Consider the following 21,840-nt stretch of genomic DNA (forward strand, 5'->3'; position numbering starts at 1 on the left):
CCCGCCCCTACTTGGTCTCAGGCAAGGCCGGGTTGAAGCCGGGCGGATTGACCCCGCCATCGGCGATGAACTGGTCGAGGCGCTCTTCCAGGGTCGACAGCGGCACGGACCCCAGCGCCAGGATGGCGTCGTGGAAGTCGCGCTGGTCGAACTTGGCGCCCAGCTTGGCCTCGGCCTCCGCGCGCTTCTTGCGGATCACCATCTCGCCCAGCTTGTAGGCCACGGCCTGGCCGGGCCAGGCGATGTAGCGGTCGATCTCGGTCTCGATCTCGTGCTCGGACAGCGCGGTATGGTCGCGCAGATATTGCTGGGCCTGCTCGCGGGTCCAGCCGTCGTGGTGGATGCCGGTGTCGATCACCAGGCGGCTGGCGCGCCAGATCTCGTAGGACAGCCGGCCGAAGTTCTCATAGGGCGTGTCGTAGACGCCCATCTTGGTGCCCAGCCACTCCATGTAGAGCGCCCAGCCCTCGCCATAGCCCGAGAACGAGGTCTGCCGGCGGAAGTCGGGGCGGCCCTTGGCCTCGGCCGCCACGGCGGCCTGGAAGGCGTGGCCCGGATTGCACTCGTGCAGGGTCAGGGCGGTCAAGGTGTACAGCGGCCGCGACGGCAGGTCGTAGGTGTTCATCAGGCAGCTGTCGAGGCCGCCGCGACCGCCGGTGTAGATCGGCGCCAGGGCCGGCGGCACGGGCAGGATCGCGAAGCGCCGGCGCGGCAGGAAGCCGATGGTGTCAGCCAGCTTGCCGTCCACGCGCTTGGCCACATAGGCCGAGAACGATAGCAGCTCCTTGGGCGTCTTCGGATAGAACTGCGGGTCGGTGCGCAGGAACTTCAGGAACTCCGGCATCGTGCCCTTGAAGCCGGTCTGGGCCTTGACCGCCTCCATCTCGGCGCTGATCCGGGCGACCTCCTCCAGGCCGATCTTGTGGATCTGCTCGGGCGTCAGCTTCAGGGTCGTGAAGCCCTCGATCTGCGACTGGTAGAAGGCCTTGCCGTCCGGCTCGGCCTCGGCCGCCAGGGTCGTGCGGGCCTGCTTCATGTACTCGTCGTGGATAAAGGCCAGTAGCTTCGTATAGGCCGGGATCACCGACTGGGTGAGCACCTGCTGCCCCTCGGCCTTGAGAGCGGCCTGCTCCTCGGCCGGGATCGAGGCCGGCATGGTCGCGAACGGGGCCAGGAACGGGTTGTCCGCCCCCGTCGAAAGGTTGGGCTCCATGGTCTTGTCACGGCCGGTGACCACCACGCGCGGCACGCTGTAGCCGCGCTTCAGGCCGGCCCGCATGTTGGCGGTCTGCTCGTCGAAATAGCGCGGGATGTCGCGCATCCGGGCGATGTAGTTGCGGTAGTCCTTGGCCGTCTTCAAAGCGCCACGCGGGGCCAGGCCCGACCAGAAGAAGGTGTCGGCGTTGAACGGGGCCTCATAGGTCTTGAAGCGGGCGTTGTCGGCCAGCGACTTCACCGAGGCGCGGAAGATCTCGCCGTTGATCTTCTCTTCCGGCGACAGCTGGGCGACCGGGATCTTGTCCAGCTCGGCCAGAACGGCGGTCCAGTAGGTCAGGCGCGCGGCCTGGCTCTTGGCGTCCACCTTGGGCAGATGGTCGGCGCCGTCGCCCCAGCGGCCGGTCTCGTCGCGGACCCGGCCCAGCTCATTCTGTCGCCAGGCCCATTCCCGCTCGTACAGCGCCTTCAGCTGCGTATCGGCGGCGGACACCTGGGCGGCGGCATGACCCGCCCCCGCCAGCACCGTCGCGGCCAGCAGCGCCGCGATCATCGAACCCTTGTTCATGCCCCTACTCCCACTTCACGCGAACCATGGAAAATCAGTGTGTCAGGTCGATTGCTTCGATCGGCATCGGACCGGCGGGCATCCCGCGCGCGGCCTTTTCCTTGAGAACCGACTGGCGGATCTCCTCGCGCAGCTTGCGGGCGTCGTAGAGGATGCCGTCCTTGATGGTCCAAGCCACGCCGCCGACGCGCTCGACCTTGCCAGTGTCGTCGTTGAGGTGCAGCGAGCCGGTGCCGAACAGGAGCTTCATGTTGGCCAGCGGATTGCCCTGGACCACCACGAGGTCGGCCTTGCGACCCACGCGGATGGTGCCGACCTGGTCTTCGTGGCCCAGCAGGCGCGCGCCTTCCTGGGTGGCCGAATGGATCACTTCCAGCGGCGAGAAGCCGGCCTCGCGCAGCAGCTCCATCTCCTGGATGTAGCCGAAGCCATAGAGGTTGTAGATGTAGCCGCTGTCGCTGCCGACCGTGACGCGCCCGCCGCGGTTCTTGTACTCGTTCACGAACTGCATCCAGAGGCGGTAGTTGTCCTTCCAGGCGACCTCGTCCTCGGTGGTCCAGTCGAACCAGTACGAGCCGTGATTGACGCGGCTGGGGCGGTAGTAGTCCCACAGCGCCGGCATGGTGTAGTCGTCGTGCCAGGTGGCGCGGCTCATCCGCATCAGGTCGCGGCTGGCCAGATAGGCGGTGAAGGTCGGGTCTAGCGTGAACTTGCGGTCCAGCAGGGTCTGCATGACCTCTTCCCACTTGGCCGAGCCCGGCGCGGCGGTCTGAGCCCACAGGCGGCCGGACTCGCCGAAGCGGTCCTGCTCGTCGTTGTTGACGAAGTCGTTGGGCCAGCGCTGCAGGCGCTTGTCGGTGAACATCGCCTCGGGCAGGCCGTACCAGTGCTCCATCGACTCCAGCCCGTGGGCCGAGGTGGTCAGCACGTTGGCGTAGGCCACGCTGGGCTGGGCGTGGTGCATGGTGGTGTGGAGCCCCAGCTTGTGGGCTTCCTCGATGGCGGCGAACAGCACGTCCTCGGAGCCGCCGATGAACTTGATGCCGTCGGCGCCGCGCGCCTTGGCTTCCTGCACGGCGAGGCGCGCCTGGACGGGATCGTTGACTGGCGTGTTCCGGATCTTGTGGAAGAACGGATAGATGTCGATGCGCGGCGCGACGATCTCGTTGCGGGCGCTGCGGGCCTTGATGTCGGCCAGCCACTCGATCGGCCGGCTGGAGCCCACCTCGCGCACCGAGGTGACGCCGTTGGCGATCCAGAGCTTGAGGATGTAGTCCGACGGTACGTGCTGGGCGTCGTTCAGGCTGTGCAGGTGGACGTGGGCGTCCACGAAGCCCGGCATCACGTAGTAGCCGGTCAGGTCCAGCTCGTAGTCGCCCTTGGCCGCGCGGGCCGAAGGATCGATGGCCTTGGGCGCGCCGATGCTGCGGATCTCGGCGATGCGGTCGTTGACCAGGACGATGTCGACCGGCCCCTGGGCCGGGGCGCCGGTGCCGTCGATCATGGTGACGTTGCGCAGCACGACGCGGTTGAACGGACCGATGCCTTCCGTCCGCTTCGGGATCGGGTCGGCGACCTTGCCCGCCGCCACGGACGGCGCGTCGTCCAAAGGCGCCGCGATCGTCGCGGTCGCCATCATCACGGCCGCCACCGAGGTCAGCAGCGTCAGGGCCAGTCTCTTCATCGTTTCCCCCTCCCAAGGTCTAAAGGCCGCGAGCGCGTCGCCCGCGGCCCTCCGAGTATTCATCTAGAAGCGCAGCCGCGCCCCCATGAAGTAGCGTCGGCCCAGCGTGTCGAAGAGCGACACGTCGGTGTTGGCGTCGCCGACCAGGGTGGTGCCCAGGATCGGCGGCTGCTTGTCGAAAAGGTTGTTGACCCCGCCGAACAGGTTCACCGACTTGGTCACGTTCCACGAGAACGAGCTGTCGACGTACCAGGTGGGATCGACCGACTTCACGACGTTGGTCGCGGTCGGATAGAGCTCCAGCTTGCCGATCATCCGCGCGCCGAGGCGCAAGGTGACGTCGCCACTGGTGTAGGTGCCCGACAGGTTCAGCTTGAAGTCCGGGGTGATGAAGCCGCCGGTGCCGCTGGAGCAGCCCGCGCCGTAGTAGCCGGCGCAGTCCTGCGCCTTCTGGCTGACCAGCACCTGGGTCGAGCGCTCCATCAGCCAGCTGGCCACGGCGGTCAGCGACAGGTTGGCCGGCCCGCCCAGTTCCAGCACTTCCGGCAGCGGCAGCTTGTAGTCGACCTGGGCGTCGATGCCGCGCACCTTCAACAGGCCGATATTGCTGTTGCTGGTGCGGACGAAGTCGATCTGGCCGCTGGAGAGGCGCTTGACCGCCTGGCAGGTGACGCTGCTGGCGTTGAGGTTGGTGAAGCAGTCGTTCAGCGTCTGCTGGGCGTTGATCGTGGTGATGGCGTTCTTCACCTCGACGCTGAAGTAGTCGACCGTGACGTTCAGGCGCGGGATGATCGGCGGCGAGATCACGGCCCCGATCGTGAAGGTGCTGGACTTCTCTTCCGTCAGGTTCGGGTTGCCGCCGCTCTCCACCGTCAGGCCCAGCGTGGCCTGGGTGAAGGTCTCGATGTCGGCGGCGGGCACGCCCTGGGCGATGCAGAGCTGCTTCTGGGCGGCCGTCGGCTTCTGCGCGGTGGCGCATGGGTCGGTGCCGCCGGTGAAGCCCTGGGCCCGGGCCGAATAGAGCTCGGCGATGTTCGGGGCGCGGATGGCGCGGTTGTAGGCGCCGCGGAACCGGAACCAGTCCAGCGGGGCGTATTCGCCGCCGGCCTTCCAGGCGAATACGCCGCCGATCGACGAATAGTCCGAGTAGCGGGCCGCGCCCTCGACTGACAGCGACTTGATGAACGGCAGGTCGGCCAGGATCGGCACGCGCAGCTCGCCGAACACTTCCTTGACGTCGAACGAGCCCTTCAGGGCGTTCGAGGACGCCGCCCCGTATTCGCCGTTCAGGTCGAAGGCGCTGGGGGTCGAGGTGTACTGGTCCTTGCGGTACTCGGCGCCGGCCGCCATGGCGACCGGACCGGCCGGCAGGGTGAACAGCGTGCCGCTGAGCGAACCGCCGGCCACCTGGCGCTCGAAGATGTCGTGAGCGTCGCGGTCGGGGGTCAGGAACTTGCCGGCCGCCGGGCTGATCGAGGCCAGGCCGAAGATCGACACCGGCACGCAGCCTTGGGCGCCGCTGCGGCAGACCACCTGGCCGGCCCCGTTGACGATGGCGTCCAGACCCTGACTCAGGCGCGTCTGGTTGATCGTGCCTTCGTTGTGGGTGTCGGTGCGGTTGCGCATGTACTGGTAGAAACCGTCCCACCGCCACGTATGCCCGGCGATGTCGAAGTCGCCGCGCAAGCCCGTGGTGATCTCGTAGGACTGGCGCTCATAGAACGAGTTGCGGGTGCCCAGCTCATCGGCGCGCCGTCCGCCCCCGACCACCGAGGCCGTGCCGGTGCGAGCCGGATCGAAGATCGCGGCGTTGTCGGCGAAGAACTTCCGCAAGGCTGGCGTCAGCGCCGCGTTGGTGGCGTAGTTGGGCACCAGCAGGGTCGACGAGGCCGCGCCCGGCGTCACCGGCGTGAACGAGTCCGGGGCCAGGATCGAGTTGTTGCGCGAATTGACGAAGAACGCCTCGGCATAGGCCGTGACGTGGTCCGTCAGGTTGTAGTGGCCGATGGTCGAGAGGTTGTAGCGCTCCAGCGGACGCTGCAGCAGATTGAAGGGCGCGTAGTTGTAGGTGTCCTCCGGCTGGCAATAGGGCAGCACCACGCCGCCGGCGCCGAAGCGGATGCCGGTGACCGAGGTGCAGGTCCCGCCGGGGGTCAGGTTAACGCCGACCAGCGCCGCGCGCTGGCTGGCGCTGAGCGGCACGCGGGTGCCGGGGATGCTGCCCGAGCCCGAATAGACCAGAGCGCCGTTCACCTCGCCCAGCGGGACCTTGGCGAAGTCGCGGTCGTTCTGGGTGATCGGGTCCTGCTTGGTGTAGGACAGCGACATGGCGACATTGCCGCGCCCGCCGTCCAGGTTGGCGCCCATGGTCAGGTCCAGCTTCTGGGACTTGGCGTCGCCGCGGTCGGTGATCCCGTACTGGCCCGCGGCCTCGAAGCCCTCGAAATTGTCCTTGAGGATGAAATTGACCGCGCCGGCGATGGCGTCCGAGCCATACACGGCCGAGGCGCCGCCGGTAATGATCTCCGTGCGCGCGATCAGCGTGTCCGGGATGCTGGCCAGGTCGACGTCGGCCGCCGAGTTGGCCGGGATGAAGCGCCGGCCATTGACCAGCACCAGGGTCCGAGTCGAGCCCAGGCCGCGCAGGTTGGCGGTCAGGACGCCCGAGCCGCCGCCATTGTTGACAGTGGAGGTGTTGCCCGAAGCCAGCTGCGGGAACTGGTTGAGGGTCTTCTCAAGCGTGACGTTGCCGGACTGCTTGATCTCCATGTCGCCGACCACCGTGGTCGGGCTGGGCGCGGTCAGGTCGGTGCGCGGCAGGCGCGACCCGGTGACGATGATCTCCTCGACCGTCGCGGGCGCGTCGCCGGACTGGGTCTGGGCCAGCGCTGGCGCGCCGAGCGCCAGGAAGCCGCCGATCATGCTGGAACAAAGAACGATGGAGCGGAGATTCTTCCGAACCACGCTCGTGCCTTGATCATTAGTTCTCATGCTCAATCCCCCAATCCTGGTCGAGTGTTTAGGTATTTATCGGACCGTTAGTTCTCACCACTGTTTGCGAATACGGCCGTGCGCCACGCCTTTGGCGCACGAGGAAGCGCTCGATACCCGCCACTTGACCGGCCGGCATCGTTGAAGACAGATTTCAAGACCGAGGATGACCGCGATCAGCAACCGTATACAGAATACGGTATATAGGATCGGAAAATGGTCAACCCCCGTGTTTCCAATTTGTGAAGGCCTGTGGATCACCCCTCAGGCCTGCCTTTCGAATAGTCAGATGGCGCTCGCGATCGAGCCTTCCGGCGCCCTCTCCTCTGGCTGATCGGTCACGGAAAGACGGCGCGCGAGGGCGCCCTTGAAGGCCAGGCACGCCGCCACGCCGAGCGCGCCGATCGCGGCGTGGCCCAGCCAGAAGGCGGTGTGCGACGTGGTCTCGTAGAACCGTCCCAGCCAGCCGACGGTCAGGTTGGCGGAGAACAGGCTGAGGAACGCCACACCCATCAGGGTGGCCTTCAGCGACGGCGGCGCGCTCTGCGCGACCAAAGCGAGGACGATCGGCCAGGTGAACAGGTAGCCCCAGTCGCAGATGGCGAAATAGACGAAGCCCCACAGCACGTGCAGCGTCCCCGGCCCGGCCGAGGTCGCCTGCAGCAGGGCCAGCAGGACGTCGGCCACAGCCACGCAGCCGCACCCCAGGGCGATGCTGCCGATGGCGCTCAACGGACGCCCTTGCGCGGCCAGTCTTCCGGTGAAGGCCAGGGCCAGCGGCGTGAAGGCCACGGTGAACAGGCCGTCGGCGGCCAGGTACCAGCTGACCGGGACCTGGAAACCGAACACCTGGCGGTCGGTCATCTCGCGCAGCCACAAGGGCAGGACATTGGCGCTCTGACCGAACGGGATGTTGTACAGCGTCGCCAGGACAAAGACACCGATCAGGGCCAGGACGGTCACGCGCTGATTGCGGGTCAGTGGCGCGGCGGCCCCCGCTTTCTGGATAGGCGGATCGACCGGCAGGTGCTTGGCGCCAGCCAGATAAACGATCATGCCGACGAGCATGCCGATCCCGGCCGCGCCGAAGCCCCAGTGCCAGCCCAGGGTCTCGCCCAGCGCGCCGCAGATCAGCGGCCCGGCCATGGCCCCGGTGTTGATGCCGACATTGAACAGCAGATAGCCGCGCCGCCGGCCCTCAGCGTCCTCGGGCGGATAGAGCAGGCCGACCTGGGTGGAGATATTGCCCTTCAGGCAGCCGCAGCCGACGATCAGCAAGGCCAGCGCGATCAGGAACCCGGCGTTGGTGGCCAGCAGCAGATGCCCGGCCGCCATCAGCACCGCGCCCAGCACCACCGTGCGCCGCCGTCCCAGGATCCGGTCGCCGATGATCCCGCCGAACACCGGGGTCAGGTAGACGAGACCCGCATAGAGCCCGAAGATCTGCGAGGCCAGGGCCTGGGTCGACAGCGGCCCGGTCACCGACTCCAGCGCGTGGCGGAACGGACCGAAGCCGACGACCTTCCGCTCGACGTCGCCGCGCAGCAGGCTGTCGACCATGTACAGCACCAGCAGCGCCTGCATGCCGTAGAAGGAAAAGCGCTCCCAGACCTCGGTAAACGCGAGATAGAACAGGCCGCGCTTCGAGGCGGGCCGGACAGTCGGCATTCTCACGCCTCCCCAGACGTGGTTATTTATAATACCGTATACTGTATCTATAGCGACGCAAAGCAGGGAGTCATTACAAATGGCCGGATCGATCGAAGGCGCCAGCCGGCGCGGCCTGGCGGCTCTGGCCCTGGCGATGACGGCGGCTCCGGCCCTGGCCGCGCCCAAGGCGTGCGCGAACGTCGATGCGGCGGTCGAGACCAGCGCCATCCTCAAGGTCATCGCCGACATGCAGGCGGCGTGGAACCGCGGCGACTTCCACGGCTACATGGCCGGGTTCCTGAACCCCGGCGTGGTGTTCGTGTCGAAGGGCCGCTTCCAGAGCGGCTGGCAGGGCACGCTGGACCACTACATCCGCGACTACGGCGCCTCGGTCGAGACGCGCGGCGAGGTGCGGTTCTACGACATCAAGGTCGAGATGCTGGGCCCGGACGCCGCCCAGCTGATCAGCCGCTATGAGCTGAACCGCCCCAAGGCGGCCCAGCGCGGGATCAACACCCGGCTGATGCGCAAGGTAGACGGGCGATGGGTCATCGCCCTGAACCACGTCTCGGCCGAGGAAGCCCCCTCGCCTGCCTAGGGTTTGGCGCCTAGCGCTTCTCGGACTTGGCCAGCAGCTCGACCAGGTCCTTCTTCCAGAACTTGGCCCAGGTGTGGGTGCCGTGGCCCCGCGTGTCGGGCGTGGCCTGGATCAGGATGAACTTGCCGTTCTTCAGCCGCTTGGCCGCCGGCTCGGCGATGCCCAGGCTGGGCGGGTTGATGAAGTCATCGCTGGAGTTCACCCAGGTCATGGGCGCGGTGATCTTCTCCAGGTCCTTCGAGGGGTCATAGTCGCTGGACGCGGCGATCTGATAGAGCATGTCGTTGGCGTCGCGCGTCGGCAGGTCCTTGGCGAACCGCTCCTCGAAGAAGGCGTCGGCGGCGTCGCGGGTCGGCGCTGCCGCCTGCCAGTTCGGCGGGGCCGAGCCGGCGACGAGCAGCAGGCTGACCGCCCCGCGCAGGCCCAGCACCGGCTGCTGCTGGTAGTCGCCGCCCATCCAGGCCGGATCGGCCTTGATCGACTCCATGGCCGCCTTGCGCCAGACGCGGTTCAGGCCGGCGATCTGCACCGGCAGGCAGGCCATCGGCATGATCGCCTGGGCGAAGTCGGGATGCAGCTCGCCCCACATGAAGCCGTGCATGCAGCCCATCGAGGTGCCCATCAGCAGACGCAGATGGTCGATCTTCAGGCCGTCGACCAGCAGCAGGCGCTGGGCCTCGACCATGTCGGCATAGCCGTAGTGCGGGAACTTGGCGCGCAGGCCGTTGCTGGGCTTGGACGAGGCGCCGTGGCCGATGCCGTCGGGCAAGATGATGTAGTAGCGGGTGATGTCGAGCGGCTGGCCAGGACCGTACAGCTCGTCGGCGAACTGCGGCGACAGGAACTGCGCGCCCGAACCGCCGGTGCCGTGCAGCACCATCACCGCGTTGGTCACGTGGCCTTGCGCGTCGCGCTTGGGCTGGCCCAGCGTGCGGTAGTGCAGCTTCAGGTTCGGCAGGCTCTCGCCCGACTTGAAGGTGAAGTTCGGGACGACATAGTCGCCTTGCGTCACCTGCTCCGCGTACGGCGTCGCCGCCATGGCCGAGCCGGCCATCGCCCCAACCGTAGCCAAGGCCAGCGCACTGAAGGCCGCTGCCAGGATCCTCATGCGCTTCTCCCCTTACGCCGCTTGTGTTTCGAACAATCGTATACGTTATGGAATTCGGCAAGGTCCATAGCCAAGCGAGGCGCGCATGAACATCTGGCTGATCGGCTGCGGCAATATGGGCGGCGCATTGCTGCGCGGCTGGCTGGCCCAGGGTCTGCGCGGCGTGACGGTGGTCGATCCCAAGCGGCCGGAGGGCGACGTCTCTTACTTCCCGCAGGTTCCTACCGACGCTTCCCCGGCCGCCGTCGTGGTCCTGGCCGTCAAGCCGCAGAAGCTGGCGGAGGTCATCGCGCCCCTGCAGCCACTGATCGGACCCGAGACCGTGATCCTGTCGGTGCTGGCCGCGCCGGGGATCGCCGCGCTCAAGGTCGCCTTCCCTCGCGCGGCGGCGATCATCCGCACCGTGCCCAATCTGCCCGCCTCCATCGGCAAGGGGATCACGTCGGTGTTCGCCGAGCCCGCCTCGCCCGAGATCACCGACCTGGCCGAACGGCTGCTGGCCCCGCTGGGCCAGGTGCTCTGGCTGGACAACGAGGCCCAGTGCGACGCCGTCACCGCCGTGGCCGGCTGCGGGCCCGCGTTCCTGTTCCGCTTCACCGACGCGATGATCAAGGCGGGCCAGGACCTCGGCCTGCCCGCCGCCATGACCACCAAGCTGGTCGAGGCCACCCTGTCGGGCTCCGTTGAACTGATGCTGCGCTCGGACGAACCGCCCAGCCAACTGGCCGCCCGCGTGGCCAGTCCGGGCGGCGTCACCCAGGAGGGCTTGAAGGTGCTGGATCACGACTCGGCGCTCGAGATCCTGATGCGACGCACCCTGACAGCGGCCCGCGATCGCAGCATCGCGATGCGTGAAGACCTCAACTAAACAGCGATCGGATGGAACCTTCACCGTTGTGCGCCGTTAGAGGCTCGCTTTGGGGCGTGCGGTTCGGGGATATCCAGTGGTTTTCAAGCGTATGAGCGAGCTATGCGTCGGCAGGCCGACCGTCCGCGTGCGCGAACCTCATTATCCCGCGCCGCGCTCACGCTGACCTCCGCTAGATCGCCTCACCGAACAATCCCGACGTCGAGAATCCCATGGCTTTGATCGAACCGCGCAACGCGTCCATGACCCGCACCCGAGCGGAGCTGTGGTCGGCGCTCGGCATGGCGCTGACCCTGGCCTTCTTCCTGATCAGCGGCACGATCGCCTACCGCAACATCGAGACCCTGCGCACCAGCAGCCAGCAAATCTGGCACACCCACGAAGTGCTGATGGCGCTGGACGACCTGCTGTCCACGACACAGGACGCCGAGACGGGCCAGCGAGGCTACCTTCTGACGGGCAACGACCGCTACCTCGAGCCCTACCAGCAGGCGGTGACGAACGTCGGCTCGCGCAGCGAAGCCCTCGTGGCGCTGACCAAGGACAACCCCATCCAGCAGGCCAACCACGTCCAGCTCAAGCGCCACCTCGACGCCAAGCTGGCCGAGTTGGCGGAAACCGTCGAACTGCGTCGCACCACGAGCGCCGCGGCCGCGTTGGCCGTCGTCACCACCGACCGCGGCAAGGCCGAGATGGACGCCATCCGCCAGCAGATCGGCGTCATGCGCACCGAAGAGAACCGCCTGCGCGACATCCGCTTGGCCGAGATGGACGTGGCCCACCGCACCGCCACGGTCAGCAGCGTGCTGTCGGCCGTGCTGGGCGGCGTGCTGACCCTGGCCATCTTCGCCCTGATCCGCCGCAGCAGCCAAGCCCGCGCCCGCCAGCAGTGGCTGCAGGCCGGCCAGGTCGGCCTGTCGGAAGCGATGATGGGCGACAAGACCGTCGAGGAGCTGAGCGACAGCATCCTGCGCTTCCTGTCCCAGTACGTCGGCTTCCAGGCCGGCGCGCTGTTCAAGGGCGAGAACGGCCACTTCTATCGCGCCGCCGCCTTGGGGATTCCGGCCGACGCCGACACCCCGCTGCGCTTCGACATCAAGGAAGGCCTGCTGGGCAAGGTCGCCGCCGAGGGCTATGCGACCATCGTCCGCGACGTGCCTGACGGCTACCTGACCATCGGCTCGGCCCTGGGCCACGACAAGCCCAAGCACCTCGTCCTGGTCCCGACCCACGCCGACGAAATCGTCAACGCCGTCATCGAATTGGGCTTCCTGCACGCGGTCGATGACCAGGTGCTGGAGCTGCTGAGCCAGGCCTCGACCTCGATCGGCGTCTCGTTGCGCTCGGCCCGCTACCGCACGCAGCTGCAAAACGCCCTGGAAGAAACCCAGCGCCAGTCCGAGGAGCTGCAGGTCCAGAGCGAGGAACTGCGCGTCTCCAACGAGGAGCTGGAGGAACAGGGCCGCGCCCTGAAGGAATCCCAGACCCGCCTGGAGCAGCAGCAGGTCGAGCTGGAGCAGACCAACAGCCAGCTGGAGGAACAGGCCCAGACCCTGGAGACCCAGCGCGACGAGCTGGAGCGCACCGGCGCGGCCGTGCAGCTGAAGGCCCGCGAATTGGCCCAGGCCAGCCAGTACAAGTCCGACTTCCTGGCCAATATGAGCCACGAGCTGCGCACGCCGCTCAACTCGCTGCTGATCCTGTCGAAGCTGCTCAGCGACAACACCGCCGGCAACCTGTCGAGCGAGCAGGTCAAGTTCGCCCAGACCATCGAGTCCTCGGGCAACGACCTGCTGACGCTGATCAACGACATCCTCGACCTGTCGAAGATCGAGGCCGGCCATATCGAGGTGCGGCCCGAAAGCCTGCCGCTGCAACGCCTGACCGGCGACCTGCGCGCGCTGTTCCAGCCCGTGGCCGACGAGCGCAAGCTGGACTTCAAGATCGAGCTGGCCAACGACGTCCCCACTCTGCTGGAGACCGATCGCCAGCGGCTGGAGCAGATCCTCAAGAACCTGCTGTCGAATGCCTTCAAGTTCACGCAAGGCGGCGTCGTCACCCTGGCCATCGCCCCGGCCGGCGGCGACGAGATCGCCTTCGCGGTGACCGACACCGGCATCGGCATCAAGCCCGAGCAGCAGGAAAGCATCTTCGAAGCCTTCCGCCAGGCCGACGGCACCATCAGTCGCAAGTACGGCGGCACCGGCCTGGGCCTCTCGATCAGCCGCGAGCTGTCGCGCCTGCTGGGCGGCAGGATCGCCCTGGCCAGCACGCCGGGCGAAGGCAGCACCTTCACCGTCACCATCCCGCGCTCGTACGATCCGGCCCGCGTCGCGCCGCGCCCCGAGCCGTCCTCGTCTCCCGCTCCCGCGCCGAGCGCGCCGGTCCGGGCCAAGGCCGCCAAGCCGCTGGCCATGACGGTCGACGACGACCGCCACGACCTGACCACCGGCCGCCGCGTGCTGCTGGTCATCGAGGACGACGACAAGTTCGCCGGCATCGTCCGCGACCTGTCGCGCGAACTGGGCTTCCAGTGCCTGGTCGCCGGCACCGCCGAGGACGCCCTGAAGCTGGCCCGCCAGTTCAAGCCCAGCGCCGTGGTGCTGGACGTCGGCCTGCCGGACGAGTCCGGCCTGATGGTGCTGGACCGCCTGAAGCGCGACGACGCCACCCGCCACATCCCGATCCACGTCATCTCGGGCTCGGACCACAGCCAGACCGCCCTGTCGCTGGGCGCGATCGGCTACCTGGTGAAGCCGGTCAAGCGCGAGGCCCTGGCCGAGGTGCTGACGAACCTTCAGTCCAAATTGGCGAGCACGGTGCGCCGCGTCCTGATCGTCGAGGACGACGATGTGCAGCGCGACGCGGTCGGCAAGCTGCTGTCCTCGGGCGATGTCGAGACAGTCGGCGTCGGCACCGCGGCCGAGTGCCTGGAGCTGCTGAAGACAGAGACCTTCGACTGCATGGTGCTGGACCTGTCGCTGCCGGACGCCTCGGGCTTCAGCCTGCTGGAGACGCTGAGCCAGGACGGCGAGCACGCCTTCCCGCCGGTCATCGTCTATACCGGCCATGACCTGTCGGTCGACGACGAGCAGCGCCTGCGCCGCTATTCCAACTCGATCATCATCAAGGGCGCCAAGTCGCCCGAGCGCCTGCTGGACGAGGTGTCGCTGTTCCTGCACCAGGTGGTGTCGGAGCTGCCGCCCGAGCAGCAGAAGATGATCAAGAAGGCCCGCAACCGCGACGCCGTGCTGGAAGGCCGCCGGGTGCTGATCGTCGAGGACGACATCCGCAACGTCTACTCGCTGACCAACGTGCTGGAGCCGCGCGGCGCTATCATCGAGATCGCCCGCAACGGTCAGGAGGCCATCGAGGCCCTGGCCCGCTCGGCCGAGGGCGACCCAGCCAACGCCGTCGATCTGGTCCTGATGGACGTGATGATGCCGGTGAAGGACGGCCTGACCGCGACCCGCGAAATCCGCGACGACCCGCGCTGGGCCAAGCTGCCAATCCTGATGCTGACCGCCAAGGCCATGCCCGACGACCAGGAGCGCTGCATCGCCGCCGGCGCCAGCGACTACATGGCCAAGCCCATCGACGTGGACAAGCTGCTGTCGCTGGTCCGGGTCTGGATGCCGAGGTAGGGCGTGTCAGACCAAGTCGAAGACCTCGAGATCCAGCTGCTGCTGGAGGCGCTTTTCCAGCGCTACCACTACGACTTCCGCCACTATGCGCGGGCGTCGATCAAGCGCCGCCTGATCCAGGCGCGCCTGCAGCTGGGCTATCCGACCATCTCGGCCATGCAGGACCGTGTGCTGCATGACGCCTCCATGCTGCCGCGCCTGCTGGACTTCCTGACCGTGCAGGTCAGCGAGATGTTCCGCGACCCGACCTACTTCAAGGCCCTGCGCGAGAAGGTGCTGCCGCACCTGCGGACCTATCCGTCGCTGAAGGTCTGGATCGCCGGCTCCAGCACCGGCGAGGAGGTCTATTCGATGGCCATCCTGTTCAAGGAGGAAGGCCTCTACGACCGGACCATCTTCTACGCGACCGACATCAACCCCGAGGCGCTCGCCGCCGCCGAGGCCGGCGTCTACGCGATCGACCGCATCCGCAAGTTCACCGAGAACCACCAGAAATCCGGCGGCAAGTCCTCGCTCTCGGACTACTACACCGCCGCCTATGGCCGGGCCGCGTTCGACAAGAGCCTGCGCGAGCACGTCGTGTTCTCCGACCACAGCCTGGTCACCGACGCGGTGTTCGCCGAGATGCATCTGATCTCGTGCCGCAACGTGATGATCTATTTCGATCGCCCGCTGCAGGACCGCGCCATCGGCCTGTTCCACGAGTCCCTGGCCCGCAAGGGCTTCCTGGGGCTGGGCTCGAAGGAGAGCCTGCGCTTCTCCAGCCATGTCGGCGGCTTCAACGACTTCGTGCCCGGCGAGAAGATCTACCAGAGGCGCGAGCCATGACCGCGACGCCGATGAAGGCCGTGGCGATCGGAGCCTCGGCGGGCGCGGTGCAGGCCCTGCTGACCATCCTGCCCGCCCTGCCCGCCAGCTTCCCTCTGCCGGTGCTGGTGGTCGTGCACGTGCCGGCCGACCGCTCGAACGTCCTGGTGCCGCTGTTCCAATCCAAGTGCCGGGTCACCGTCAAGGAGGCCGAGGACAAGGAGCCGATCGAGAGCGGGATCATCTATTTCGCGCCGTCGGACTACCACATGCTGGTCGAGACCGACGGCTGCCTGGCCTTGTCGACCGACGAGCCGGTGAACTATTCCCGCCCCTCGATCGACGTGCTGTTCGAGAGCGCGGCGGACTATTATGGCGACGGCCTGGCCGGAGTGATCCTGACCGGCGCCAATCACGACGGCGCCGCCGGCCTCAAGGCCGTGATGGATATCGGCGGCATCGCGATCGTCGAGAACCCGGACGGGGCCTACGCCTCGGCCATGCCCAACGCGGCGCTGGAGGCCACGCCCTCGGCGACGATCATGAACCACGCGCAAATCGTAACCTACCTGTCGAGTCTGGGGACCGCACGATGACGGCGGACAAACCAATCAACTTCCTGCTGGTCGACGACCTGGAGGAGAACCTGCTGGCGCTGGAGGCCCTGCTGCAGCGCGAGGGCCTGACGTGCCTGAAGGCGCGCTCCGGCGAGCAGGCGCTGGAGCTGCTGCTGGTCCACGACGTGGCCCTGGCCCTGCTGGACGTGCAGATGCCGGACATGAACGGCTTCGAGCTGGCCGAATTCATGCGCGGCAACACCCGCACCAGCCACGTGCCGATCATCTTCGTCACCGCCGGCGTCGCCGACGCCACGCGCCGCTTCCGGGGCTACGAGGCCGGCGCCGTCGACTTCATCCAGAAGCCGGTCGAGGCCGACGTGCTGCGCAGCAAGGCGGCCGTGTTCTTCGACCTCTATCGCCAGCGCCAGCAGATCGAGGCCCAGCGCGACGAACTGGAACTGGCCGCCCAGGCCCTGCGCCGCGCCGATCGCCACAAGGACAGTTTCCTGGCCGTCCTGGCCCACGAGCTGCGCAACCCGGTCGCGGCCCTGAGCGGCGGCCTGCATCTGCTGGGCAAGGACCTGGCCCCAGAACGCGCCACCGACATCCGCACCCGCATGGACCGGATGCTGACCCACCTGTCGCACCTCGTCGACGACCTGCTGGACGTCTCGCGTGTCAGCCAGGGCAAGATCTCGCTGCGCAAGGCGCGGATCGAGCTGACCGAGGTCCTGAACTCGGCGATCGAGGCCAGCCAGCACAACCTCGACGCCGGCAAGCACCAGTTCATCGTCGAGATGCCGGCCGAGCCGGTCTGGCTGGACGCCGACCACACGCGTCTGGCCCAGGTGGTGTCCAACCTGCTGAACAACGCCGCCAAATATACACCCGAGGGCGGGACCGTGACCCTGACGGCGGTCGCCGACGGGGCCATGGCCGAGATCCGCGTGTCCGACACCGGGGTCGGCATCCCGCCTGAGATGCAGTCGCGGATCTTCGAGATCTTCGCCCAGGTCGAGGACCACCTGACCAAGGCCCAGGGCGGCCTCGGCATCGGCCTGGCGCTCGCCAAGCAGCTGGTGTCGCTGCACGGCGGCACGCTGGGCGTGGCCAGCGCCGGTCAGGACCAGGGCAGCGTGTTCACCGTCCGGGTCCCGATCGCGGTGGACGAAGCCTAGGCGGCGAACACCTTCCGCCCCTTCTCCACCGACATCCGGTGCGTCCCGGCGATCTCCAAGCTGCGCGCCTTGATCGTCTGCATGAACAGCCACTCGCCGGTCACGCGCTGGGGCGTGATCTGCAGCATCATGTAGCCGCGCTGGCTGGTGTCGGCCCACTTCATCTCGGGATTGGCGGCCATGAAGCCCGCCGCCACCACCTTGGGATCGGCGCCCATGTCGCCTTCCAAGCCGTTGGAGGTCACGCCCTGGCCGGCGAACTCGACACCGGCGGGCTTGCCGCCCTCCATCAGACCGTAGGCCCAGGCGTTGTGGCTGTCGCCCGACAGCATGACCAGATCGGCGTCGGCGGCCTGGGCGGACTTCAAGAGACGCGAGCGCGCGGCGGGATAGCCATCCCAACGGTCCATCCACATCGGCAGGCCTTGGGCCGCGGCGCGGATGTTGTTCTGGTAGCTGGCGACCTTGCGGGCGTTGGTCTCGGGCCTTAGCCAGTCGACCGCGCCCTTGGGCATGACGGTGCGGCCCAGGATGGTGCCCATGCCGATCATCTGCCAGCCGCCGGCCTTGGCGTTGGCCTTCATGCTGTGGGCCAGCCAGCTTTCCTGGGTCGAGCCCATCATAGTCGCCGACGGGTCCTGCCACGGGCCGTCGCGGAACGCTTTCAGGGCGGCGTCGGGGTCCTGCGCCTTGAAGGTCGCGCCGATGTCGGCCTGCTGGGTGCGGGCCAGCAGCCGCGATTCCGTGCGGTACAACGTGGCCAGGGTCCCGATCGGATAGGCCTTCCACGGCTCGTCCGAGACCGGCATCCACTCGCGATAGACCTGCATGGCGGCGGCGCGGCGGACGTTCCAGTCGCCCTCCTTGGCCGGCTGGTGGTTGGCGGCGCCGCCCTCCCAGCTGTCATTGGCCGACTCGTGATCGTCCCACAGCGCCACCATCGGCGCGACCTGGTGCAGGCGCTGCAGGTCCGGGTCCGCGCGGTAGAGGGCGTATCGCATGCGGTAGTCGGCGATGGTCAGGATTTCGGTCGCCGGCAGCAGGGTGCGGCCCGGGCCCCACTCGCCGTCCTTCAGCGAGGCGACGCCGTTCTCATAGAGGTAGTCGCCGGTGTGCAGCCACAGGTCCAGATCCTTGCGGTCGGCGGCGTGGCCATAGGCGTTGAACAGGCCGTACGGCAGGTTCGAGCATGAGAACACCGCCAGGCCAAAGCGCGCCGTCGGGCCGACCGGCAGGGTCTTGGTGCGGCCGACCGGCGACTTGCCGCCATCCGGCGCGACGAAGCGGAACCAGTAGATGGTCGCGGGCCTCAGCCCATCCACCGTGACCTTGGCGGTCCAGTCGCGATAGGCGCCCGTACGGACGCTGCCGCCGGCCACCACCTTGCCGAAGTCCGGGTCCAGCGAGAGCTCGACGTCGAGGCGCACGGTCCCCTCGCCCGCCGCCGGGACATAGCGCGTCCACAGCAGCATGGCGTCGGACGCGGGCTCGCCGCTGGCCACGCTGTGGGTGAAGCCGGTGGCGGTCAGCAGCTGGCGCGCCAGGGCCGCGCCGGCGGGCAGAGCCAGGGCGGCAAGGCCCAGGCCCCCGCCCAGCACGAGGTTGCGACGATCGATCTTCAGAACCATGACGCGGCCCTCAGGCTTTGAATTGGAAAGAGAAATGGCCGCGCCGAAGGGGAAGACGGCGCGGCCATGGACGGGACCTGAGCGACCTAGAAGGTGCCCTTGATCCCGACGTTCCACATCGAGCCGTAGATGCTGTACTGCTGCACCCGGCTGCGATCGTTCGAGTAGATGATGTCCGGCGCGTTGAAGATGTTGCGGCCGGCCAGCATGACCTCGAACTGACGGTTGATCTTGTAGCTGGCGCTGACGTTCCAGAGCTCGCGCGGGGCGTGATACAGGATGCCGTTGTTGGCGGTCGTCGGCGTGTTGCTGAGCGCGCTGGTGCGGTACTTGCCCTGGGCGTTGCCGGTCAGCTGGAAGTCGAACTTGCCGTAGCTGTAGCGCAGGCCCCAGTTGGCCGCCGTCTTCGGCGTGTTCACGCGCTCGCCGTCCGGATCCAGCTTGGTGATCGAGCCGCGCAGGCCAAGGCCCCGCAGCATGCCCGGCAGGAAGGTCAGCTGCTGGTCGTATTCCAGCACAATGCCCTTGTTGGTGCTGGTGCCCGGCAGGTTCTGGGCGCTGCGGAAGGTATAGCCGGCGTAGTCGGCGGGATTGTAGCCGACGTCTTCCGGGTTCACCGTGATGCCGGTGACCTGCATGTCCTTCACGTCCAGCTGATAGGCCGAGATGCCGATCACGCCCGACGGCTCCAGATAGTACTGCAGGCTGGCGAAGTACTTGGTCGAGTGCTCGGGCTTCAGCAGCGGGTTGGGCACGGTGACGAACAGGTTGGTGTCGTCCACTGCTACGACGCCGCCCAGGTTGCCGTAGTCCGGGCGCAGGATCGACTGGCTGAAGGCCAGCTGACCGACCAGCTTCTTGGTGAAGTCGTACTTGGCGCCGCCGCTCAGGAACCAGTCGTCGTACTCGCCGTGGCGGGTCGTGTAGGTGCCGTTGCGATACTGATAGAGCAGGCCCGGCACCGTGCTGACCGACAGGCCGGCGGCGGTGACTTCCTTGGCCGAGCGGATGTCGGCGACGCGGGCGTCGGTCTGGGTCTTCTCGTAGCGCAGGCCAAGGTCGAACTGGGCCTTGCCGACGCGCGGCTGCACTTCGAAATAGGCCGCCTGGACCGTCTCGCCGACCTTCTTGTTGTTGTCCAGCTGGCGCTTCAGATTGCCCACGGTGTCGGGCACGAAGTACTCGGGGTGCTGAGCGTAGATGTCGTACGTGCCATAGTTGCTGTCGGCGCGCCAGTGCTGGTCGTTCAGGTTGCCGGCGTCGAAGCCGTGGATCAGGAACTGGTAGCCCTTGGTCCACGGGATGACAGCTTCCGGGGCCTTCTGGGTCAGGTCGCCCGTCGGGCCGACATACTGGAACTGCTGGAACGAGCCCTCGTTGGTCTTCCAGACGTTGGTCCGGTAGGTGCCGCCGGCCAGGATCTTCAGCTGCACGTCGCCGAGGGTCAGCTTCTTCTTCAGGTCCAGATTGGCGCCGTACATGCGGTTGCCGGCGTCGGATTCCGACGTGCGGATGTTGTTGCCGATGTCGTCGTCACGATTGAAGCTGGTCGGGTCGCCCCAGGGACGGCCGGCGGTCTGCTTCAGGGTCCATTCGTTGGACTCCGTCGACGCGCGGTCCAGCGTGAAGCCGATACGGGTCAGGTAATCGTCCGTACGCTGAAAGAAGCCCTTCGAATTGTCCCGGAAGTTGAACTCCGAGCTGGAATAGCTGCCGCGCAGCAGGGCCTCGAAGGTGTCGCCGCGATATTCCAGCTTCGGCGAGAACACCCACGAGGGCGTGCCGGCGTAGCGGTGCGAATACTGCGTGTGCAGGCGGGTGTTGGTGCCGTTCGGATTGACCACGATGTGGGTCGGGGTCGAGTCCGCCGTGGTCTGCGAGGCCGTCGTCGTGCCGAAGATCAGGTAGGTGTACTGGTTGAAGTACTCGACGTCGTAGAACGAGTAGCTCGAACGCAGCGACGCGGCCCACTGGTCGTTGATCTTGTAGTCGACGCTGAGGTTGGCGGCCTTGCGGTGGGTCAGCTTCGGACCCGGACGCCACATCACCTGATAGGGCATCACCCGACCGTTGGTCAGGTACGACCAGTCGGTCTGGATGCGGTCCTGCTGGACGAAGTTGGCGTTGTAGCTGGCGTTGAAAGCGATCCCCAGACGGCCGTTCAGGAACACGTCCGCGTAGCCCACCTGGGCCGACGGGAAGATCGTCGAGTGCTTCTTGTCGTCCGGCAGGTACTGGCGCGACAGGGTGGAGTCGGAGGTGGCGACGCCGCCCAGCTGGAAGCGCAGCAGACGGCTGTTGCGCTGGAACGCGTACTTGCTGCGCAGGTTGATGGCGCCGCCGGGGCTGTCGGCGTCCATGTTGGCCTGCAGGGTGTTGTTCAGCTCGATGGAGTCGATGCCGGTGATCGACATTTGCTCGAACGAGTTCTGGCGGCCGTTGTTGTTGTTCGAGGTGGCGGTCGCCATGCGGGCGCCGTCGGTGGTGAAGGTCGAGTACTTGGGGTCCAGGCCGCCGATTCGGACGGCCGTGGCGTCGACCTCGGTATAGTCGATCGACAGACCCGGCATGTTCTTCATGAACTCGCCGACGTCGCCCATGGTCAGGGCGCCGAAGTTGTCGGCGGCCACCACGGTCTTGGCGTTGGTCGAGGCGCGGCGCTCCATGATGGCGGCGGCCTGGCCTTCGCGCTTGGCGGTGATGGTCACCGCCTCAACGCCTTCGGTGGCCGCGGCCAGCGGCTGCAGCGAGAATTCGACGGTCGCCATCTGGTCCGAGGTGACCGTGACGACCTGCTTGGACTCCTGGAGGCCCGCGTACTTGACCACCACGGTCACATCGCCGGCCGGGACGCCGGTCAGTCGAAAATCGCCGCCGTTCTCGGACAGGGCGACGATCGGCGTGCCCTCAACCCGGACCTCGGCGTTGCGGACGTACTCATTGGTCGCGGTGTTGAAGACCCGGCCGCGAACCATGCCCGAGCCCACGCCGGCCTGGGGGCGCGAGGCGCCCGCGGCGGACGCGGCCTTCAAGGTGATGATCTGGCCGTCGTCGCTGTCGATCCGCAGGGCGGTGTTGGCGATCAGGCGACGCAGCGCCGTGCGCACGTCCATCGTGCCCTTCACGGCCGGGGTCTGGACGCCGTTCAGGTCACGGGCCGGAGCCACGATCTGCACTTGGCCCTGGCGAGCCAGTTCGGGAATGGCGCGGACGGCCGCCTGGGCCGGGATGTCGAAGACGCGTTCCTGCGCGAAAACGGGCGCGGCGATCGCGAGCGCGACAACCGACGTCCCGCAGGCGAGGACGGAGTAACGGGAAATCATAGGCTAGGCCCCCAAAGT

General features: G+C 67.3%; 13 protein-coding genes. 6 read left to right on the forward strand and 7 right to left on the reverse strand.

Annotated elements, in window-relative coordinates; all coding sequences use genetic code 11:
- Positions 1-7: 7 nt before the first annotated feature.
- The 4 genes from AC07NI_RS08910 to AC07NI_RS08925 form a co-directional block, all read right to left on the reverse strand.
- Positions 8-1,783, reverse strand: coding sequence for a DUF885 domain-containing protein (locus tag AC07NI_RS08910; protein ID WP_494617868.1), 1,776 nt, complete (start codon positions 1,781-1,783; stop codon positions 8-10).
- Between the two features lie 34 nt (positions 1,784-1,817).
- Positions 1,818-3,467, reverse strand: coding sequence for an amidohydrolase family protein (locus AC07NI_RS08915; protein ID WP_494617870.1), 1,650 nt, complete (start codon positions 3,465-3,467; stop codon positions 1,818-1,820).
- Between the two features lie 63 nt (positions 3,468-3,530).
- Positions 3,531-6,389 (reverse strand): TonB-dependent receptor domain-containing protein, encoded by a 2,859-nt coding sequence (locus AC07NI_RS08920; RefSeq protein WP_494617872.1) that lies wholly within the window; start codon positions 6,387-6,389, stop codon positions 3,531-3,533.
- 354 nt (positions 6,390-6,743) lie between these two features.
- Positions 6,744-8,126 (reverse strand): peptide MFS transporter, encoded by a 1,383-nt coding sequence (locus tag AC07NI_RS08925; protein WP_494617878.1) that lies wholly within the window; start codon positions 8,124-8,126, stop codon positions 6,744-6,746.
- Positions 8,127-8,205: 79 nt separating this feature from the next.
- On the opposite strand from AC07NI_RS08925, the gene AC07NI_RS08930 reads away from it, so the two are divergent.
- Positions 8,206-8,706, forward strand: a complete 501-nt coding sequence (locus AC07NI_RS08930; RefSeq protein WP_494617882.1) for a nuclear transport factor 2 family protein — start codon at positions 8,206-8,208, stop codon at positions 8,704-8,706.
- 10 nt (positions 8,707-8,716) lie between these two features.
- On the opposite strand, the gene AC07NI_RS08935 is transcribed toward AC07NI_RS08930, so the two are convergent.
- Complete coding sequence (locus AC07NI_RS08935; RefSeq protein WP_494617887.1) at positions 8,717-9,814, reverse strand: alpha/beta fold hydrolase; 1,098 nt, start codon at positions 9,812-9,814, stop codon at positions 8,717-8,719.
- Between the two features lie 85 nt (positions 9,815-9,899).
- On the opposite strand from AC07NI_RS08935, the gene proC reads away from it, so the two are divergent.
- From proC to AC07NI_RS08960, 5 genes are all read left to right on the forward strand, one after another.
- Positions 9,900-10,682: a pyrroline-5-carboxylate reductase gene (gene proC / locus AC07NI_RS08940; RefSeq protein ID WP_494617889.1), complete on the forward strand. Its 783-nt coding sequence runs from the start codon at positions 9,900-9,902 to the stop codon at positions 10,680-10,682.
- A gap of 212 nt (positions 10,683-10,894) precedes the next feature.
- Entirely contained in the window at positions 10,895-14,326 is a 3,432-nt protein-coding gene (locus AC07NI_RS08945; protein ID WP_494617892.1) for a response regulator, read from the forward strand.
- A 3-nt stretch (positions 14,327-14,329) separates the two neighbouring features.
- Positions 14,330-15,154: a CheR family methyltransferase gene (locus AC07NI_RS08950; RefSeq protein WP_494617895.1), complete on the forward strand. Its 825-nt coding sequence runs from the start codon at positions 14,330-14,332 to the stop codon at positions 15,152-15,154.
- Positions 15,151-15,729 (forward strand): chemotaxis protein CheB, encoded by a 579-nt coding sequence (locus AC07NI_RS08955; protein ID WP_494617897.1) that lies wholly within the window; start codon positions 15,151-15,153, stop codon positions 15,727-15,729. Before AC07NI_RS08950 ends, AC07NI_RS08955 begins: the two co-directional genes overlap by 4 nt.
- Positions 15,726-16,871 (forward strand): hybrid sensor histidine kinase/response regulator, encoded by a 1,146-nt coding sequence (locus tag AC07NI_RS08960; RefSeq protein ID WP_494617899.1) that lies wholly within the window; start codon positions 15,726-15,728, stop codon positions 16,869-16,871. The genes AC07NI_RS08955 and AC07NI_RS08960 overlap by 4 nt, the downstream gene beginning before the upstream one ends.
- Here the strand turns inward: AC07NI_RS08960 and AC07NI_RS08965 are convergent.
- Positions 16,868-18,499, reverse strand: a complete 1,632-nt coding sequence (locus AC07NI_RS08965) for an alkaline phosphatase D family protein (RefSeq protein WP_494617902.1) — start codon at positions 18,497-18,499, stop codon at positions 16,868-16,870. The genes AC07NI_RS08960 and AC07NI_RS08965 overlap by 4 nt on opposite strands.
- Before the next feature lie 86 nt (positions 18,500-18,585).
- Positions 18,586-21,822, reverse strand: coding sequence for an outer membrane beta-barrel protein (locus tag AC07NI_RS08970; RefSeq protein ID WP_494617903.1), 3,237 nt, complete (start codon positions 21,820-21,822; stop codon positions 18,586-18,588).
- Positions 21,823-21,840: the final 18 nt, after the last annotated feature.

The organism is Caulobacter sp. GW821-FHT10E02, from assembly GCF_059415225.1.

Excerpts from the sequence above, each read along its gene's own strand:
- AC07NI_RS08910 (WP_494617868.1), bottom strand. The coding sequence starts at position 1,783 with ATGAACAAGGGTTCGATGATCGCGGCGCTGCTGGCCGCGACGGTGCTG.
- AC07NI_RS08915 (WP_494617870.1), bottom strand. The coding sequence starts at position 3,467 with ATGAAGAGACTGGCCCTGACGCTGCTGACCTCGGTGGCGGCCGTGATG.
- AC07NI_RS08920 (WP_494617872.1), bottom strand. The coding sequence starts at position 6,389 with ATGATCGGCGGCTTCCTGGCGCTCGGCGCGCCAGCGCTGGCCCAGACC.
- AC07NI_RS08925 (WP_494617878.1), bottom strand. The coding sequence starts at position 8,126 with ATGCCGACTGTCCGGCCCGCCTCGAAGCGCGGCCTGTTCTATCTCGCG.
- AC07NI_RS08930 (WP_494617882.1), top strand. The coding sequence starts at position 8,206 with ATGGCCGGATCGATCGAAGGCGCCAGCCGGCGCGGCCTGGCGGCTCTG.
- AC07NI_RS08935 (WP_494617887.1), bottom strand. The coding sequence starts at position 9,814 with ATGAGGATCCTGGCAGCGGCCTTCAGTGCGCTGGCCTTGGCTACGGTT.
- proC (WP_494617889.1), top strand. The coding sequence starts at position 9,900 with ATGAACATCTGGCTGATCGGCTGCGGCAATATGGGCGGCGCATTGCTG.
- AC07NI_RS08945 (WP_494617892.1), top strand. The coding sequence starts at position 10,895 with ATGGCTTTGATCGAACCGCGCAACGCGTCCATGACCCGCACCCGAGCG.
- AC07NI_RS08955 (WP_494617897.1), top strand. The coding sequence starts at position 15,151 with ATGACCGCGACGCCGATGAAGGCCGTGGCGATCGGAGCCTCGGCGGGC.
- AC07NI_RS08960 (WP_494617899.1), top strand. The coding sequence starts at position 15,726 with ATGACGGCGGACAAACCAATCAACTTCCTGCTGGTCGACGACCTGGAG.
- AC07NI_RS08965 (WP_494617902.1), bottom strand. The coding sequence starts at position 18,499 with ATGGTTCTGAAGATCGATCGTCGCAACCTCGTGCTGGGCGGGGGCCTG.
- AC07NI_RS08970 (WP_494617903.1), bottom strand. The coding sequence starts at position 21,822 with ATGATTTCCCGTTACTCCGTCCTCGCCTGCGGGACGTCGGTTGTCGCG.